The organism is Enterobacter sp. CGMCC 5087 (genome assembly GCF_003144775.1).
In the GTDB taxonomy this organism is placed as follows: Bacteria; Pseudomonadota; Gammaproteobacteria; order Enterobacterales; family Enterobacteriaceae; genus Enterobacter; species Enterobacter cloacae_M.
This window is the reverse complement of sequence record NZ_QFXN01000221.1, coordinates 138,681-153,731: the sequence shown is the minus strand read 5'-3', so window position 1 is coordinate 153,731 and position 15,051 is coordinate 138,681. Positions and strand designations below refer to the sequence as shown.

22 protein-coding genes and 1 pseudogene are annotated in these 15,051 nt (G+C 47.7%); 17 read left to right on the top strand and 6 right to left on the bottom strand.

What is annotated here, in order from left to right:
- Positions 1 to 413 precede the first annotated feature (413 nt).
- Both DEO48_RS19405 and DEO48_RS27245 read left to right on the top strand, forming a co-directional pair.
- Positions 414 to 1,340, top strand: coding sequence for a hypothetical protein (locus DEO48_RS19405; protein WP_109846042.1), 927 nt, complete (start codon positions 414 to 416; stop codon positions 1,338 to 1,340).
- Positions 1,327 to 1,866 carry a hypothetical protein gene (locus DEO48_RS27245; protein ID WP_109846041.1) on the top strand — a complete coding sequence of 180 codons (540 nt, stop codon included), beginning with the start codon at positions 1,327 to 1,329 and terminating at the stop codon, positions 1,864 to 1,866. The genes DEO48_RS19405 and DEO48_RS27245 overlap by 14 nt, the downstream gene beginning before the upstream one ends.
- A gap of 24 nt (positions 1,867 to 1,890) precedes the next feature.
- On the opposite strand, the gene DEO48_RS19395 is transcribed toward DEO48_RS27245, so the two are convergent.
- From DEO48_RS19395 to DEO48_RS19370, 6 genes are all read right to left on the bottom strand, one after another.
- Positions 1,891 to 2,235 carry an antiterminator Q family protein gene (locus DEO48_RS19395; RefSeq protein ID WP_109846047.1) on the bottom strand — a complete coding sequence of 115 codons (345 nt, stop codon included), beginning with the start codon at positions 2,233 to 2,235 and terminating at the stop codon, positions 1,891 to 1,893.
- A gap of 108 nt (positions 2,236 to 2,343) precedes the next feature.
- Positions 2,344 to 3,723: a replicative DNA helicase gene (locus DEO48_RS19390; protein ID WP_109846040.1), complete on the bottom strand. Its 1,380-nt coding sequence runs from the start codon at positions 3,721 to 3,723 to the stop codon at positions 2,344 to 2,346.
- The gene (locus DEO48_RS19385) at positions 3,720 to 4,601 is read right to left on the bottom strand and encodes an ATP-binding protein (protein WP_057992055.1); all 882 of its coding nucleotides are present in this window, start codon (positions 4,599 to 4,601) and stop codon (positions 3,720 to 3,722) included. Before DEO48_RS19385 ends, DEO48_RS19390 begins: the two co-directional genes overlap by 4 nt.
- A 15-nt stretch (positions 4,602 to 4,616) precedes the next feature.
- The gene (locus DEO48_RS19380; RefSeq protein WP_109846039.1) at positions 4,617 to 5,528 is read right to left on the bottom strand and encodes a helix-turn-helix domain-containing protein; all 912 of its coding nucleotides are present in this window, start codon (positions 5,526 to 5,528) and stop codon (positions 4,617 to 4,619) included.
- Positions 5,525 to 5,845: a transcriptional regulator gene (locus DEO48_RS19375; protein ID WP_109846038.1), complete on the bottom strand. Its 321-nt coding sequence runs from the start codon at positions 5,843 to 5,845 to the stop codon at positions 5,525 to 5,527. The genes DEO48_RS19380 and DEO48_RS19375 overlap by 4 nt, the downstream gene beginning before the upstream one ends.
- Position 5,846: 1 nt before the next feature.
- Positions 5,847 to 6,065 carry a carph-isopro domain-containing protein gene (locus DEO48_RS19370; RefSeq protein WP_109846037.1) on the bottom strand — a complete coding sequence of 73 codons (219 nt, stop codon included), beginning with the start codon at positions 6,063 to 6,065 and terminating at the stop codon, positions 5,847 to 5,849.
- 113 nt (positions 6,066 to 6,178) lie between these two features.
- On the opposite strand from DEO48_RS19370, the gene DEO48_RS19365 reads away from it, so the two are divergent.
- From DEO48_RS19365 to pncB, 15 genes and pseudogenes are all read left to right on the top strand, one after another.
- The gene (locus DEO48_RS19365; protein ID WP_109846036.1) at positions 6,179 to 6,886 is read left to right on the top strand and encodes a helix-turn-helix transcriptional regulator; all 708 of its coding nucleotides are present in this window, start codon (positions 6,179 to 6,181) and stop codon (positions 6,884 to 6,886) included.
- A gap of 418 nt (positions 6,887 to 7,304) precedes the next feature.
- On the top strand, positions 7,305 to 7,508 hold the full coding sequence (locus tag DEO48_RS19360; protein ID WP_109846035.1) for a hypothetical protein: 204 nt from the start codon (positions 7,305 to 7,307) through the stop codon (positions 7,506 to 7,508).
- Positions 7,505 to 7,711 (top strand): hypothetical protein, encoded by a 207-nt coding sequence (locus DEO48_RS19355; RefSeq protein ID WP_109846034.1) that lies wholly within the window; start codon positions 7,505 to 7,507, stop codon positions 7,709 to 7,711. The genes DEO48_RS19360 and DEO48_RS19355 overlap by 4 nt, the downstream gene beginning before the upstream one ends.
- Positions 7,708 to 8,043, top strand: a complete 336-nt coding sequence (locus tag DEO48_RS19350) for a hypothetical protein (protein WP_226869107.1) — start codon at positions 7,708 to 7,710, stop codon at positions 8,041 to 8,043. The genes DEO48_RS19355 and DEO48_RS19350 overlap by 4 nt, the downstream gene beginning before the upstream one ends.
- A 191-nt stretch (positions 8,044 to 8,234) precedes the next feature.
- Positions 8,235 to 8,438 (top strand): hypothetical protein, encoded by a 204-nt coding sequence (locus tag DEO48_RS19345; protein ID WP_000952328.1) that lies wholly within the window; start codon positions 8,235 to 8,237, stop codon positions 8,436 to 8,438.
- Entirely contained in the window at positions 8,419 to 8,829 is a 411-nt protein-coding gene (locus DEO48_RS19340; protein ID WP_109846045.1) for a hypothetical protein, read from the top strand. Before DEO48_RS19345 ends, DEO48_RS19340 begins: the two co-directional genes overlap by 20 nt.
- Positions 8,830 to 9,018: 189 nt before the next feature.
- Positions 9,019 to 9,426, top strand: coding sequence for a hypothetical protein (locus DEO48_RS19330; RefSeq protein ID WP_059509754.1), 408 nt, complete (start codon positions 9,019 to 9,021; stop codon positions 9,424 to 9,426).
- Complete coding sequence (locus tag DEO48_RS19325) at positions 9,426 to 9,620, top strand: hypothetical protein (RefSeq protein ID WP_045326846.1); 195 nt, start codon at positions 9,426 to 9,428, stop codon at positions 9,618 to 9,620. Before DEO48_RS19330 ends, DEO48_RS19325 begins: the two co-directional genes overlap by 1 nt.
- Positions 9,617 to 10,443, top strand: a pseudogene (locus DEO48_RS19320) (SPFH domain-containing protein). The gene DEO48_RS19325 and the pseudogene DEO48_RS19320 overlap by 4 nt, the downstream one beginning before the upstream one ends.
- A 45-nt stretch (positions 10,444 to 10,488) precedes the next feature.
- Entirely contained in the window at positions 10,489 to 11,232 is a 744-nt protein-coding gene (locus DEO48_RS19315) for an ORF6N domain-containing protein (RefSeq protein ID WP_045326847.1), read from the top strand.
- A gap of 2 nt (positions 11,233 to 11,234) precedes the next feature.
- Positions 11,235 to 11,651 carry a hypothetical protein gene (locus tag DEO48_RS19310; RefSeq protein WP_109846044.1) on the top strand — a complete coding sequence of 139 codons (417 nt, stop codon included), beginning with the start codon at positions 11,235 to 11,237 and terminating at the stop codon, positions 11,649 to 11,651.
- A 2-nt stretch (positions 11,652 to 11,653) separates the two neighbouring features.
- Positions 11,654 to 12,025: a hypothetical protein gene (locus tag DEO48_RS19305; protein ID WP_109846031.1), complete on the top strand. Its 372-nt coding sequence runs from the start codon at positions 11,654 to 11,656 to the stop codon at positions 12,023 to 12,025.
- Positions 12,009 to 12,266, top strand: a complete 258-nt coding sequence (locus tag DEO48_RS19300) for an excisionase family protein (protein WP_109846030.1) — start codon at positions 12,009 to 12,011, stop codon at positions 12,264 to 12,266. The genes DEO48_RS19305 and DEO48_RS19300 overlap by 17 nt, the downstream gene beginning before the upstream one ends.
- Before the next feature lie 44 nt (positions 12,267 to 12,310).
- Positions 12,311 to 13,603, top strand: coding sequence for a site-specific integrase (locus DEO48_RS19295; RefSeq protein ID WP_109846029.1), 1,293 nt, complete (start codon positions 12,311 to 12,313; stop codon positions 13,601 to 13,603).
- Between the two features lie 184 nt (positions 13,604 to 13,787).
- Positions 13,788 to 14,990 carry a nicotinate phosphoribosyltransferase gene (gene pncB / locus DEO48_RS19290; protein WP_109846028.1) on the top strand — a complete coding sequence of 401 codons (1,203 nt, stop codon included), beginning with the start codon at positions 13,788 to 13,790 and terminating at the stop codon, positions 14,988 to 14,990.
- The last annotated feature ends 61 nt before the right edge of the window (positions 14,991 to 15,051 follow it).

Below are 15,051 nucleotides of genomic sequence, written 5' to 3'. Positions count from 1 at the left end.
CGGAATCGAACTGGTGACCTACTGATTACAAGTCAGTTGCTCTACCTACTGAGCTAAGTCGGCATAATGCTCCTACAGAAGTCGAGAGGGATGCTACTTAACCAAAACTAGCATCTCAATAGCGCATCATTAACAATTAATTTCACAGAGATTAATTCAATTTCTCAAAGTAACAATAAATGAACAAAACTAATCTAGCGCTGACTTTCCCTCATTCACTTGTTCCTCTAAAACCTGCCCCAGAAAAGCAAAAACCCCGCCGAGGCAGGGTTCCGATGATTAAGCTATGTGTCGAAGTGACTACTCTTAACAGATTACGATAGTTTTTGCGTACGCGTTAGTGCATTCTGCAATTATCTACTTTAAAATCGCTTAACCATATAATGATAAATGTTTTAACTTAGGGATAGTAAATGAAAGTTAAAAGCTTAGGGTTCTCTATTTCCAACACCAATCCCCATGTTAGTACCGCTGATGTCATGCTAGCATTAATTGCATCGTCAAGCAGAATTCACCATCGTACGGACTATACGCGTCAGATCCTGATCTCTGATGATGATGACTTTTACAGTGGATTGGTTGTTACATTTCGTAATCAAAAGAAGAATTGTAAATCCAATTTTAAAGATGGAAAATTCAAGTTGACAGTCGAGAATTTAACAGGCGGAGATAAACTGGCAAGCTTTAACTTTTTTTGTATACATAAAAGGTCAATGAACGGACTATATATGTACCACCATAGCTCATGTTCGTTAAATGGCCTATTTACTCATCTGCAAACTGTGAGTAATGAATTCATAAGAAATTTATGTGATAAAGACATCAAAAGCCTCGGAAGCAAACCATCACAGAAAGATAAAGCCGATGTAAATAAAAAATACAACAACCGTCTTTCTTTCAGCCTTATAACAAACAAAAAAAATATCGCTGATATTTTAAGAGAATTCAAAGAAATAAAACACGCCTCCTTTAAATTTGATTACCTTGATTTCAAAGGTGGCCCCATGACGGCTTTAGAGTCTTTTTCTAACTCTACTGATATTAATTTCAATATAGCACCATCGGATAGAAAAAAGACGTCGGCACTATCTCAAAGTCTTTCTGATGCTTACAGCAACTTAACAGGTATAACCAAGGCCAAAGTAACTGCCGTTGACCATTTAAACAATGAAAAGATTGTTGATTTTATGGCTTGCCCTACATTCTTTGAAACCTATGATTTTGATTATATAGCAGAAATGGTTGATGGTGTAACAAATGATAATTATACAACCAGTAAGATCTTTGATATCATAAAAGAAGAGATCATAAACGGGAAAAACAAAAATGTTTTTATATGATTGGTTTATAAGAAAAAGAATATCAATTCAATATCTTATGCTGGTCATATTCTCTGCCCTATCTCTGACGGGGCTGTACTTTCTTTATCGAAACTCACCGGATGTTAGTACTAAATTCTTTGAGTTTCATCACAAGAATCTTAGAGGCTATTTGTTTTCAGGTTTTATTTCCGTTGGCTCTTTTTTACTTAGCCTGCATACTTTCGTTATCGTAAATCTAAGAGATAAAGTTTTCTCGACTAAAGAATACAAAGAGGCTTATGCGCTTGCTTATGAAATCACTGAGGCAGACATAAAGGAAAGCGAGTTATATAAACCATTAGATAATCTTTCTTCATTTATTAACACGTCAATAATTCTATCTTTAACCACTGCGATTTCACAATTCACCTTAGGTTTGTCTACAAATCTTTATGCTTGTTTGTTTTGTGTATGGCTAGCAATTCTCACGATATGCTTCCTCCTGCATTGTTTAATAATCATTCGAATCAATATAAGAATTTTCCTTAAGCAAAAAATACGGTAGTGGGATTTCCACTACCAATGGTTATTAAGTTAGCATACTATACACACCTTCGACAAACCCCATCGCTGTCTGCAATTCCTTCCTGATGGTCCCATCCGAGCACTTCCGCTTCTTCGCAATAGCACGCAGTGAAATACCGATAACGAAATGAGCAATAACCAATTCGTACTCTTCAGGCTTGTATTTCCGCAACCGAGCCACACAACCATCAATCATAATCCCCTCATCGTCATCACATTGCAGCCGTGACTTCTTACCATGAGGCAACAGGCCTTTAAATCCAGCTGCTATAGGCTGCCAGTCCACACCATTACAGTCAGCAGCAGCCCATGCACCCCAGCGATCCATAACGTCGTACATATCACGCATTAGTTTTTCCTTCACTTGTTCTTTTTCGCTGATGTGCATTCCCTGAGGACTAAAATGTTTGAGTGATGCTTCCAGTTTCATGCGCTTGCCCCCGCTGTTTTAATGGTTTTAATATTCTGCATTGCTGGATTGCCTATCTTTTGCGTATCGTCTGGTTTGAGTTTTCTGCTGTGGCGCCGAACGCTGCTTTGCTAACTCCTGGTCAATTGGCAGGAAGTGCCCGTTATAGAATCGACGGTAAATCGTGCCTAGTTCACCGTTTCGCTGTTTGGTCACGTTAATTTCCGCGATCCCTTTCGCTGGAGACTCAGGGTTATAAACTTCGTCGCGGTAAAGCATCATGATCAGATCAGCATCTGCCTCGATCTCACCCGAGTTTTTGAGGTCTGAGTTCATCGGTCGCTTATTGGGCCGCGACTCAACGCCACGAGAAAGCTGGCTCAGGGCAAGCACCGGCGTTTTATTAGATTTAGCCAGACGTTTTAGTCCTTTTGACACCTCGCCGACGGCAAGGTCATATCGTGCAGTGCTTTCGATTTTGATGAGTGCCAGATAATCCACCACCACCAGCGCTATTTCCGGATGCGCCAGTTGCAGGCGGGTAGCTATCTGTTGAATCTGATCTACTGTCAGATCGGTGGAATCAACCATCCAGATGCTACGACCAGTCAGCCGTTCTACACCGTTTGTCAGCCTGGCCCAGTCCTCATCCTCAAAATCAGCAGCCTTTTTCAGGCGTGAAACAGACATACCACCCGCAGCAGATACCATTCGCTCACCGATCTGGATATTTGGCATTTCCATGCTGAAGAACAGCACACCGCGGCCCTGCTCAGAAACTTTGTCGATGATATCCAGCGCCAATTCAGTTTTACCCATCGACGGCCGCGCAGCGATAAACACCAGGTCTGTTGGTTCAATGCCTCCAGTCTTTGCATCAAGCTCTTCAATGCCCGTCATGAGGCTTCTGGCTTCTTCGAGGCCGCGGTTGCGTGCATCTACCCGATCCACTACAGCAGGAAGAATGTCGTCGATATGAACTGGCTGAACGGTCTTTTCTTCGAGAGAAATTGCGGCAATGCTGTTCTGTGCAGCCCTGAATGCCGATAAAGCCGCATCACCATTGTGAGCACTCCGTAGATCAGCCAGCGCCCTTTCAATCACAGCTTCGGCATCACGAACAGCTGCATTACGCTCAAGCGTGGCAACGTATGACACAAGCGCTGACTTGGCCCATGCGATACGGCTCGAATCCATAATGATTGCGCTGTGCTTTGGCATGTTTTCGCAGAGCAGTACAGGGTCAATAACGCCAGCTCCACGCGCCTGACGGCAGATCCCAGTATATATTTCCCGATACTGCGGTACCGAGAAAGCGGTGGCCGGCACCCTGGAAAGAATATCCAGTACCTCAGGGTCGGCTCCACGCAGAAAAATTGCGCCGATCACCGCACCTTCCAGATCTTCATTTTTCCAGACAGGAGTCATGCTACAACTCCTGACGCGATGGCACGGAAACTTCCCCAGCCAAATGCCAGACGGTTGCGGCCACCATCTGTAACCCGGTCCACGATTCGCTCACCAATAGTCTCTTTCAGCTGGTCAAATGTGAGATTGCTGATCAGGATGGTTGGCAAAATGCTTTCGTACCGGGCATTGATAATTTCCTGCAGGATGGTCATTTCAGTCGGGCTGCCGAACTGAACACCAACTTCGTCGATAATCAGCAGATCCAGTGAAGCAAAGCGTTCAATGACGTCTTCCTCGGTCATTTCGGCATTGTGGCGCCATGTGCTTTTTACCGCCCGGGTTAGGCGCATGACATCGGTGATTTCCACATTCGCAAGGTGATCGCGGATGATGCTCTTTGCCATAGCCACTGCCAGGTGGTTTTTGCCGGTGCCGCAATTGCCGGTCATAACAAGCCCGGTACCGGCATTAAGTCGCTCAGGCCAGCTACTGGCATAACGCTGACAAGCCGCGAGATTTTTGGCGGCATCCTGATTGATGGCCTGGTAGTTATCGAATTCACATGCTTCGAACCGTCGTGCAATCCCGGCATTGTCTATCAGGTCGGCTACTCGCAATGTACGCAGACTGGATTCAATGCCAGCGAGTTCCGCTTTCACACACTCCGGGCATTGGGAGTGCTTAACATTTTCAACGCCTCGATAGGCTTTTCCAGTGAGGGAAATACGCTGATAATCACCATGTTTTTCACAGGCGGCGGCGTGGACGTTCCCTGACTCCCAGCTTCCCCACTGCCACGGTTTTTTGTGTTCCACAGCAAACGCCAGCTCTTCACGAAGCCCTTCGCGCTTTGCCACCAGAGCTTCCCTTTCTTCGCGTTGTTTGATACTCAGCATTTTGATTTCTCCTGCTTACCAGTTGCAGTCTGATTGGCCATAGTCTTGTTCACTAAACCCCGAAACCGGCAGTCCACCAGGTCTACCGCTTACCGAACCAGATGGCGCCTGCCATGACTCTTCGAAATGCCGATCGGGACCAAAGAACGTCGCCGCCTGTTTCACGTACTGCGTTCCCAGGCTACCGGTTGCACGGACATAACCGGCATAGCGGTTAACGCCGGCCATCATTGCCTCACAGGTAACCCCGTCTTTGATTCGAGCTTTCCAGGCTTTCCAGGCAGCGGCTTTGGAATTTCCACCAGCACGTTTGGGGTACGCCTGCCAAGCCTGCTCGAACTCATTGGAATAGTTCTCTTTGGAAGAGCGATTTTCAAAAGAGGCTTTGCCGCACACGCCAATATCTTGTGATTCTTGTTTTGAATTTACTTGTGGATCATGTTTTGAATTTACTTGTGGATCTGGGGTCAGATTCTGACGGGTGAAAACGCCATTTTTGTCAGAATCTGACGGGTGAAAACTATTTGAACGTCCAGAATCTGACGGTTCAGATTTTGAAGGGTCAGAATCTGACGGGTGAAAACTGTTAGCCCTGCGTTGCTGTTTCAGCGCGGCTACCTTGTCCTTCTCAATGCGTGCCAAAGCCTCCAGGCGATCAGCATTCAAATGATAAAGATTGGACGTGTTGCGATTACCTTTACGGCGTGATTCACGACGCAGCCAACCGGCAGACTCGAGTTCAGCAATGGCGGTCCTGACCGTGCTTTCCCCTAAACCCAACTGACGGCAAATGGTCTCAACGCTCGGATAGCAGACCCCATCATCATTCGAGTAGTCAGCCAGGCGAGCCATAATCACCAGTTTGGCCCCCTTAATGTCATGCGCGGCGCATGCGTCCCAGACGTTACCGAGAATTTTGCTACTCATGCACACTCCTGAACTGGCGTGATCGTGTAGCCTCGAGCTGGCTCAAGCCGAGCTTTATGGCCGGTGTCGTGGGCGCCAATTTTTCTTACTTGCACGAAACCTGCTCGCTCAAGGGCCTTGATCTCCTTAAACATGACCTGCTTTGTGCAACAACAAAATTCCGCCAGAATCTGATTATCAATTACTCGCTCCCCCTCTCCGTTCATAGAGCCGGCCATCAAGATACGAACCATGATCAACCGCTGAAGTGGGCTGTCGAATGAATATTTGCGCACGAAATCAGAGCGACTCACGTTTACTCCGGCTTGCTGTGACATGTCACACCTCTGAGGAAGGGTGTGGGAACAATTTTGGTTTATCGGGCCTCAGTTCATGGGCAGGGATTCCAGTTAAGGCTGCTACATCAGGCACATGTTCCACCCCAACAACCCCCACCTTTCTCCAGCGAGAAACAGATGGTTGTTTTACACCTATAGCGCGAGCTAAAGCATTTACCCCGCCAGCAGCATCAATAGCTCTTTCAATTGCCGATTTCATTTTTTGCTAATCCTGTTCAATTGCTATCGAACCAATAATAGCAATTGCTATTGGAATGAGCAATAGACTTGTTTATCATGCTTGACTAGAATGTGATAGCGGAGGCTATAAATATGCAAGAGAGTACACTTAAGACGCTAGCTGACAGACTTAACTACGCAATGCATGAAATGGGTATGAGTCAGGGGCAATTAGCTAAAGCGGCGAATATGGCACAACCAACCATATGGCGAATAACATCTGGAAATGCTAGAGGCACAACCAAAATCGTTGAAATAGCTAATGCCCTGGGTGTTCGTTCGGAGTGGCTATCAAACGGTACTGGACCAATGAGGGGTGACGACCAACAGCCACCCCCAGCTATGACTAACAAAAAAGATCCAGCCATCTTCAGAGTTGACGTACTCGACCTTACAGTAAGTGCTGGCCCGGGCATAATTAACAGCGAATTCGTGGAGGTGCTGCGCTCCGTGGAATATTCAGTTGAAGATGCCCGTCAAATGTTTAATGGCCGGAAACAGGAGCAGATACGCATCATCAACGTTCGTGGTGACAGCATGTCTGGCACCATAGAGCCAGGGGATCTACTCTTCGTCGATATCAGCGTTCAGCACTTCGACGGCGACGGTATATACGCGTTCATCTACGATGACACATCGCATGTTAAGCGCTTACAAAAGATGAAAGACAAACTCTTAGTAATCTCTGACAATCATACCTATCTACCATGGGAACCAATCGAGAAGGAAGAGATGAACAAAATTTTCATCTTCGGAAAGGTGATCGGCAGCATGCCGCAGACGTACAGGAAGCATGGGTGAATAATGCAAATGAAAATAAAACCCACGCATAACAAACTGAATAGATTCTTAACCCGGCCAGTGCGCCGGGTTTTCTTTGCGCCCCCACAATAGTAACCACCAGTCAACCAAACGGGCAACTACCTGATCGGAACTCCGCCCCCACCCTCTCGATCTCTACCAGTATCTCGCCCTTTCAAAGTCCATTTTATTCTCAAGCTTTGATGCTCCAACTCCCGATGTCTCATGTATTGGTGGATCGCTTTCTAAAGGACAATTATTTCTACCATGTTGTTACAAACACACCAGCAATACATTTTTTTTATTTTTGATATCAACAACATAAAAATCAATAGCAATTTAAATAGCAATACCTATTGCAAACACCAATAGCAGGTTCTATCATCACTCTATCAAATCAACTCAGAGGTGATAGAAAATGTCCCAGAAGATAAAAACATTTAAGGGGTTGTCCATCCATCCTTGTGATGCCTTCAAGAATATGTCCTTGATTGTTGATGCTGCTAGTTTGTTATCGGCGGTTGATGATGACGAGTATAGAGAAATTAGCGACATTCTTCTTGCTTTTGTCAGCAACTATGCAAGCGAGGCCCATAAAAATGAATTGGATAAACTTCAATGAAAACACCTATTAACATGCTTGAAACCATCACAGCTGAATTAGTGGAAAACACGTCACTTCTGGAGTTTATTTTCCGTAACTCACCAGATAACGGCGAAATTGATAACCATCTGTGTTGCTTGATTCGTTCAATGCAGAAAACCAGCGATAAAGCATATGAGTATATAAATCAGTATGACTTTAAGGGCGAGGTAAGTAAATGAACATCTCCGCAAACAACGCCATTGACCAGGCAGAGAAAATCATCACTGATATTTTCGAAAATGGAGAACATGATAAACAGACTGGTGAAGGTCTTTATCGGGTTATGACACTGCTAGCTGATGCACGTTCATCTATAGGTAACATTGACGATCTCTTCTTTGATGCAGTCATTACAGCAAGAAAGTTAGATGCACTTACCACCGCCTATTGTGAACAATATTTCACTGATGAAGATAATGAAAGACAAGAAACTTATTTAGCAGCCGCTATTCGTGATTACGCATCGAAAGCCTGTGATGAATTAAATATCATCGAAGCAAAAATTAATTAAATAACACAATTAATTTAATTACGCCTTAACTGGTGTGGCTTCCTGCAACCTGAAAACAGGATTGGTTAAAAAATGACATTCATCAAAGATAAAGCGGCATACAAAACAGCATGTCTTTTCTTTATGTCCTATGGCGACGAGTACCGCCATATATCTGACCTTTTCATGCGTAAAGCTTACGGAGTCTGAAGATGCTCAGTAGAGACAGTTCTCTAGAAACCGCAAAAAATACAGCAGATAACCTTTATCAATTAATGGAGTTAATCAACTCCAATATTATTGATATGGATATCGAGCAAATAATTTCCCTGTCTGGCCTCTGCCTTGATTTATCGGCTCAGGTTTCAATGTGGATGGATTCGGAGTTTGAACGCCGTGAAAAACAACGTAATTGAAACTTACCGACGCAGAATTTTAAAGGCAGCGTTATTACGCCACCAGCGTAAAACGGGCAGTAACTGCCTTGTTATTAAGCTCAATAAAGGCGGTATTAACACGGTCGAGTTAACAGAGATTCTTCTCGATGGATTATTACGAAAATTCGAAAGGATCGCGATCAGTGAGTACGGGAATGTCGAAGGCGTAAAAGCCATCAGGGGAATTTACAGTGGCGCTGTTGATGTAAATGGCAGCGGTGAATTCCTCACAGATAGCGGAAAGGAATTAATCGACGAGCTCATTTCTGAGCTGGTTGAGTTCGTCAAAAAACAAAAAGTAGAGGCTCCGAAAACGGAGGGTCATGAAATTGGGGGATCTGATGGCTCTTACAGCGATACGAATTCCTGAGTGGGTTCACCTCAAAGCAACACACGTTTTAAGCCAGTTCAGGGCAAGGCGCATACATCCCTGCCGTATGCACGGCTCCGGGAATTTGAGCCTCAAGGTTAATCACCGCTGGCGGCTACTCTCCCGCGATGGCGGTAAGAACTGGGAAGTAATGAGTCACGAACTATATAGCAAAGTTAAGGACCGGAAATGAACGATAAACGCATCAGCACCACCTCAATTGACAGCGCCTTTGCCAAGGAGCTGCAGCCCGTTTACGTCGTATCACGACACGGCTACTCGCGCCGTTTCCTCAGCAGGAGCGCAGCGATCAGTAACCTTGCTCACTACATGGTAACCAAAACTTTTCATCGTGCCGGTTTGAACACCAACGAACCAGACGAACCTGTTTTCAGCAATGGTGTACTCGTCAACCGCATGGGCCAGCACACACAGCAATATCTCTTTGCACATAACAGATGCATGCGGCGCATTCGCCGAATTCTGGAGCGTAAGCGCGAAGCACGTAAGTGGCTCGGAAAGTGGGACGCCATGCATGACCGATTCGTGAAAGAGCAGGCAGAACTGCAGGCCAGTAAACCAGAGGGGTTGCGCTGATGATTGCTTACCTACGCGTTGTTCTCTCGCTGGTAATTGTCGCCAGCGTTTATGGCCTTTTCGTTCCGATCCTCATTTCGATGAAGGACACCACAGCAGTGTTATCCGGTTTTGCCCTGGCGATCCTGACCCCGCCGTGCATCTACGCCATTTGTAAGGGTCTTGTTGTAACAGTAAATAAGGAAAAGAAATGAAAAAAGCACTTATGGCTTCAATTATCGCGCTCTCTGCCATCGGTCTTGTAGGTTGCGATCGTGTCGAGCCCGGCAACGTGGGTATCAGGTGAATAAGCTGGGAGACGACAAAGGCGTCGGTGAAGTTGTCGGTGTTGGCCGCTACTGGACCGGCTGGAACACTGAGGTTTACATCTTCCCCACCTTCAAGCAGATGAAGACCTACGACGACGCTTTTAATTTCCAGATGAGTGACGGCACAACTATCGGCTATCACATCGGCGTCGCCTATAAAGTTGATCCTACCAAAGTGACGACGGTCTTCCAGACCTATCGAAAAGGTGTGGACGACATCACCGACACCGATTTGCGCCAAAAGATTGCCGACGCCCTTAATCGTCTCGCAAGCCGCATGAGCACCGATAAGTTCATTGACGGCGGGAAAGCTGAGCTGCTTGAAAATGCTCTGAAAGAGATCCAGTCCGACATGGGGCCGGTAGGAATCCAGGTTATCAGCCTTTCTTACGTCGGCCGTCCGGAGTACCCGCCGACAGTTATCGACAGCATCAACGCCAAAGTCACCGCCAACCAGAAGACCCTACAGCGCGAGCAGGAGGTAAAACAGCGTGAAGCCGAAGCAAACATGCTGCGCGCTGAAGCAGATGGCCAGGCAGACGCAAAGTTGAAGTTGGCGGAAGCGGAAGCGAAGTCTATCCAGATTCGTGGGCAGGCCATGCGCGAAAACCCTGAAGTGCTTCAACTGGAGGCCATCAACAAATGGAACGGCACTCTGCCCCAGTACATGACCAGCGGCGCCAATACTCCATTTATCCAGGTTAAGTGATTCACCAGCCCGGCGTAAAGCCGGGCACTCAGAAGGATATCGAGCATGAACACAGTAACGATCAATAACAAACAGCTGCCGGCAGTCGAATATCGCGGTCAGCGCGTTGTGACGCTGGCGATGATTGATGAAGTCCACCAGCGACCGGAAGGAACCGCTCGTGCAGCATTCAACCGAAACCGTGAGCATTTCATCAACGGTGTGGATTATGCCGAATTAGGTGCGGACGTAATACGTACGGACCTCCCGGAAGGGACATTCTCTAAATTTGCACCGTCAGGGATTGTTCTTTTCGAATCAGGCTACCTGATGTTGACGAAGCCATTTAACGATGATCTTGCCTGGCAGATTCAGCGCGAACTGGTTAACAGCTATTTCCGCACTCGCGCGCCGCTGACGGAAATCGAGATGATCGCAGCAATGGCCGCCGATGCCGTTCGCCAGCAGAAGCGCCTGAATCATGTTGAAGAGCAGATCGAAACGGTCACAGAAGCTGTGGAGAACATCAAACGCGGGACCATGCGTGCCGGATATGTCGGTTACCGCCAGGTGGTAGCCAAAAGCGGAATGAGTGACGCCAAGTGCCGGAATTTGGTCAATGCCTACCGTATCCCGACAGACACGCACGAATTTATGACTCCAGACGGACTTTTGTCACGTAGGGCTATCGTCGAACTGGAGCCGTTTATGGCCGCGTTTCGCCAGATGATGTCAGAAGCTGAACCGCGCGGCACCCGCTGGTATCACCCTAAAATGGGCCTGTTCCAGGCGATTGGGTGGGAGGGTTAACGGTGAAAAATAATGAAATCTGGGTTCCGGCTGGCTCTGTTGAGCTTGCCCACCAGCAGGCGCTGGCATGGGTATGCGATGCGTATCTGTTTTATCTGGTCAGCCTTCACCGCCGCCCGGTTTATCGCCACCAGTTCGGTGATATTTCCCTTAATCAGCCAGCATTACAGGGATTCATCGATTCGTATCTGGGGGACAAAGGCTGGGATATGGAAAAACGCCGGGCCCATTACATCAACATTCTGGACCTTATCAAATATATGCATCGCAGCAATTCGGACTTCATCGACTGGGGCACGGTGCCAACCCTAACCCCAAGAGGAATCCGCTGGATGAATGCCTGTTTCTCAAGGCTTGGGGAAATGGTTAATAGCAGCGGTGGCTGGGAAAAATGTGTCAGTAAAGAAGAGATTAATTGAAAATGAAAAAGACATTAATCGAGACAGACAACCTGAACACTATCAGCGACTGCCTGCAGCAACTTGTTAACGCAGAAGAAGCGCAACTCAGCATTGAGGAGCAGCTGGCGAGATCAAACAGCAGCAGTGACTGGAGTACATGGCGCAAAAAGGCAGAGAACGCGCTGCGGTTGATCAAAGGGAAGCGTCGAATCATCACAGCCCGTCTGGCAGTCCTGCGTCATGAGGAAAAAGAACGCAACATAGATCTGCACCAGCAGCACAACGACTTCCTGGTTCAGGCTCTGCGCGAAATTGTAACGCCCTCCTCTTTTGCGCGTTGCGTGCGTCTGGCTAAAGAGAAAATGGAGGAGATCCATGCAAACCAGTGCTGAAATCGTTCTTCTAGTGCCGAATGACTGGGTTAGCGAAAAGGTTCTGATTGCGGTTACCGGGCTCAAGCCCGGAACCATCACCCGCGCCAGAAAACAATCCTGGATGCTGGGCCGCGAGTACCTGCACATTTCACCCGATGGTAATCCCAAGCCTTCGAGCGAATGCATGTACAACAGGAAAGCCGTTGATCAGTGGATCGAGGCTCAGAAAAAAAATCAACCAGGTGCGAAGACAGCATGAAAAGCAGTACACTCGTCCACGCTCCTGGACGTCAGGAGGGATCAATGGCTAATGCATCATACCCGACAGGCGTCGAAAACCACGGCGGTTCGCTCCGCATCTGGTTTCTGTATAAAGGTAAACGTGTCAGGGAAAACCTCGGTGTCCCTGACACTGCAAAAAATCGCAAGATAGCTGGTGAGCTGCGTTCTTCGGTTTGTTTTGCGATAAGGATGGGGAATTTTAACTATGCAGAAAAATTCCCAAACTCACCGAACCTTGCCCGGTTCGGTCAGGATAGAAAGGAAATTACTGTGCTGGAGCTTACCGAAAGATGGTCAGAGTTGAAGAGAATGGAGATCAGCTCTAATACCATGAGTAGGTACGAATCCATCATAAAAAACATGCTTCCGCGCATCGGCGAAAATAAAATGGTTTCTGCGGTTACCACTGAAGATTTGCTGTATGTAAGGAAGGAGTTGCTGACGGGCTTCCATGTAATGAAGAAGGATCACCGGACACAGGTAAAAGGCCGGAAGTCTTCGACGGTGAATAATTACATGATGCTGATGGCCGAGATCTTCCAGTTTGGAGCTGATAACGGCTACGCAAAGGAAAACCCGTTTAGCGGAATTAACCGTCTCAGGAAGGCAAAAGACGAACCAGATCCACTCACGACAGACGAGTTCATAAGGTTCATTCAGGCATGCGGCCACCAGCAGATGCGAAATCTCTGGACCGTCGCCGTTTATACCGGAATGAGGCATGGGGAATTATGTGGTCTTGCATGGGAAGACATCGATCTCACCGCGGGAACCATTACGGTTAAGCGCAACCTTACCCAAACGTATGAGTTCACCCTGCCAAAAACCGAGGCAGGCACTGACAGGGTGATTTATCTCATACAACCAGCTATTGATGCCATTAGGGATCAGGCCCAACTGACGCGCCTTGCCCGGCAGCATGAGGTTGAAGTGAATTTGCGTGAATATGGCCAGTCAGTCATACATCCATGCACTTTCGTTTTCAGCCCTCAGTGCGTCAAGCGTGGGTCCCGAAGAGGATATCATTACGCGGTTAATTCGATTAATAAAATTTGGGCCCCGATAATCAAGCGCGCCGGAATTCGTTACCGCAACGCTTACCAGTCACGGCATACCTATGCGTGCTGGTCATTATCAGCTGGTGCAAACCCAAACTTTATAGCAACTCAAATGGGGCATACCGATGCACAGATGGTTTACAAGGTGTATGGAAAGTGGATGTCAGAGAAGAGCGGCGAACAGGTTACTCTGCTCAACAAGGCGCTTTCACACATTGCCCCATCGCTGCCCCAAAGCATGATAGTAGCGCAGTAGAAAACCTTAAATTCAAGTGGTTAGCAGCCATGTTGCTACATTTGTATAACACGGGGCACAAAATGCCCTCGACCATAAAACGCGCTTATGTTGTGATCGGGGTTCAATAAATCACTAAACAAGGTATACTCCGGAGTTGTTTATTGTACTAAACGCTCCTGTGAGAGGATGCTACTGCGCACCTATGACTCAATTCGCTTCTCCAGTTCTGCATACGTTGCTGGATACCGACGCGTATAAACTGCATATGCAGCAAGCCGTTTTCCACCACTACTATGACGTTCACGTCGCGGCGGAATTCCGCTGTCGTGGCGACGACTTGCTCGGTATCTACGCAGACGCCATTCGTGAACAGGTCGATGCTATGCAGCATTTGACGCTGCAGGACGAGGAATATCAGTGGCTTTCTGGCCTGCCTTTCTTCAAAGCCGACTACCTGAACTGGCTGCGCGATTTTCGCTATAAGCCGGAGCAGGTCACCGTGCTTAACGATAACGGCAAGCTGGATATTCGCCTTGAAGGTCCGTGGCGGGAAGTGATCATGTGGGAAGTGCCGCTTCTGGCGGTGATCAGTGAACTGGCTCACCGCTACCGTTCGTCTGAAACAGGCGTCGCGCAGGCGGTCGCCGCGCTGGAAAATAAACTCGCAGCCTTCTCTACGCTGACCGAAGGGCTGGACATGTCCCGCTTCCGCCTGATGGACTTTGGCACGCGTCGCCGTTTCTCGCGTGACGTTCAGGAGGCCATCGTTAAACGTCTGCAGCAGGAGCCGTGGTTCGTTGGCACCAGCAACTACGATCTGGCACGCCGCCTCAGCCTGACGCCAATGGGCACCCAGGCACACGAGTGGTTCCAGGCGCATCAGCAGATCAGCCCCGATCTGGCTAACAGCCAGCGCGCGGCACTGGCCGCATGGCTTGAGGAGTACCCGAATCAGCTCGGGATTGCCCTCACCGACTGTATTACGATGGATGCCTTCCTGCGCGACTTTGGTCCCGAGTTCGCTGAACGTTACCAGGGATTACGCCACGACTCCGGGGATCCGGTTGAATGGGGCGAGAAAGCCATTGCCCATTACGAAAAACTCGGCATTGACCCGATGAGCAAAGTGCTGGTCTTCTCGGATAATCTCGACCTGGCGAAAGCGGTCGACCTCTATCGCCATTTCAATACCCGTGTGAACCTGAGCTTCGGGATTGGTACCCGTCTGACCTGCGATATACCTCAGGTAAAACCTCTGAATATCGTCATCAAACTGGTGGAATGTAACGGAAAGCCGGTGGCAAAACTCTCCGACAGCCCCGGTAAAACCATCTGCCATGACAAAGCGTTTGTCCGCGCATTGCGCAAAGCGTTCGATCTCCCCTTGATCAAAAAAGCCAGTTAAGCGCTTACGGGAGCCTTTATGGCTCCCTTCTTCTTATTTATTTCTCAATTCTTCTCTTTTG

Coding starts and splice junctions, on each gene's coding strand:
- DEO48_RS19405 (WP_109846042.1), top strand. CDS start 414: ATGAAAGTTAAAAGCTTAGGGTTCTCTATTTCCAACACCAATCCCCAT.
- DEO48_RS27245 (WP_109846041.1), top strand. CDS start 1,327: ATGTTTTTATATGATTGGTTTATAAGAAAAAGAATATCAATTCAATAT.
- DEO48_RS19395 (WP_109846047.1), bottom strand. CDS start 2,235: ATGCGTGATATGTACGACGTTATGGATCGCTGGGGTGCATGGGCTGCT.
- DEO48_RS19390 (WP_109846040.1), bottom strand. CDS start 3,723: ATGACTCCTGTCTGGAAAAATGAAGATCTGGAAGGTGCGGTGATCGGC.
- DEO48_RS19385 (WP_057992055.1), bottom strand. CDS start 4,601: ATGCTGAGTATCAAACAACGCGAAGAAAGGGAAGCTCTGGTGGCAAAG.
- DEO48_RS19380 (WP_109846039.1), bottom strand. CDS start 5,528: ATGAGTAGCAAAATTCTCGGTAACGTCTGGGACGCATGCGCCGCGCAT.
- DEO48_RS19375 (WP_109846038.1), bottom strand. CDS start 5,845: ATGTCACAGCAAGCCGGAGTAAACGTGAGTCGCTCTGATTTCGTGCGC.
- DEO48_RS19370 (WP_109846037.1), bottom strand. CDS start 6,065: ATGAAATCGGCAATTGAAAGAGCTATTGATGCTGCTGGCGGGGTAAAT.
- DEO48_RS19365 (WP_109846036.1), top strand. CDS start 6,179: ATGCAAGAGAGTACACTTAAGACGCTAGCTGACAGACTTAACTACGCA.
- DEO48_RS19360 (WP_109846035.1), top strand. CDS start 7,305: ATGTCCCAGAAGATAAAAACATTTAAGGGGTTGTCCATCCATCCTTGT.
- DEO48_RS19355 (WP_109846034.1), top strand. CDS start 7,505: ATGAAAACACCTATTAACATGCTTGAAACCATCACAGCTGAATTAGTG.
- DEO48_RS19350 (WP_226869107.1), top strand. CDS start 7,708: ATGAACATCTCCGCAAACAACGCCATTGACCAGGCAGAGAAAATCATC.
- DEO48_RS19345 (WP_000952328.1), top strand. CDS start 8,235: ATGCTCAGTAGAGACAGTTCTCTAGAAACCGCAAAAAATACAGCAGAT.
- DEO48_RS19330 (WP_059509754.1), top strand. CDS start 9,019: ATGAACGATAAACGCATCAGCACCACCTCAATTGACAGCGCCTTTGCC.
- DEO48_RS19325 (WP_045326846.1), top strand. CDS start 9,426: ATGATTGCTTACCTACGCGTTGTTCTCTCGCTGGTAATTGTCGCCAGC.
- DEO48_RS19315 (WP_045326847.1), top strand. CDS start 10,489: ATGAACACAGTAACGATCAATAACAAACAGCTGCCGGCAGTCGAATAT.
- DEO48_RS19305 (WP_109846031.1), top strand. CDS start 11,654: ATGAAAAAGACATTAATCGAGACAGACAACCTGAACACTATCAGCGAC.
- DEO48_RS19300 (WP_109846030.1), top strand. CDS start 12,009: ATGCAAACCAGTGCTGAAATCGTTCTTCTAGTGCCGAATGACTGGGTT.
- DEO48_RS19295 (WP_109846029.1), top strand. CDS start 12,311: ATGGCTAATGCATCATACCCGACAGGCGTCGAAAACCACGGCGGTTCG.
- pncB (WP_109846028.1), top strand. CDS start 13,788: ATGACTCAATTCGCTTCTCCAGTTCTGCATACGTTGCTGGATACCGAC.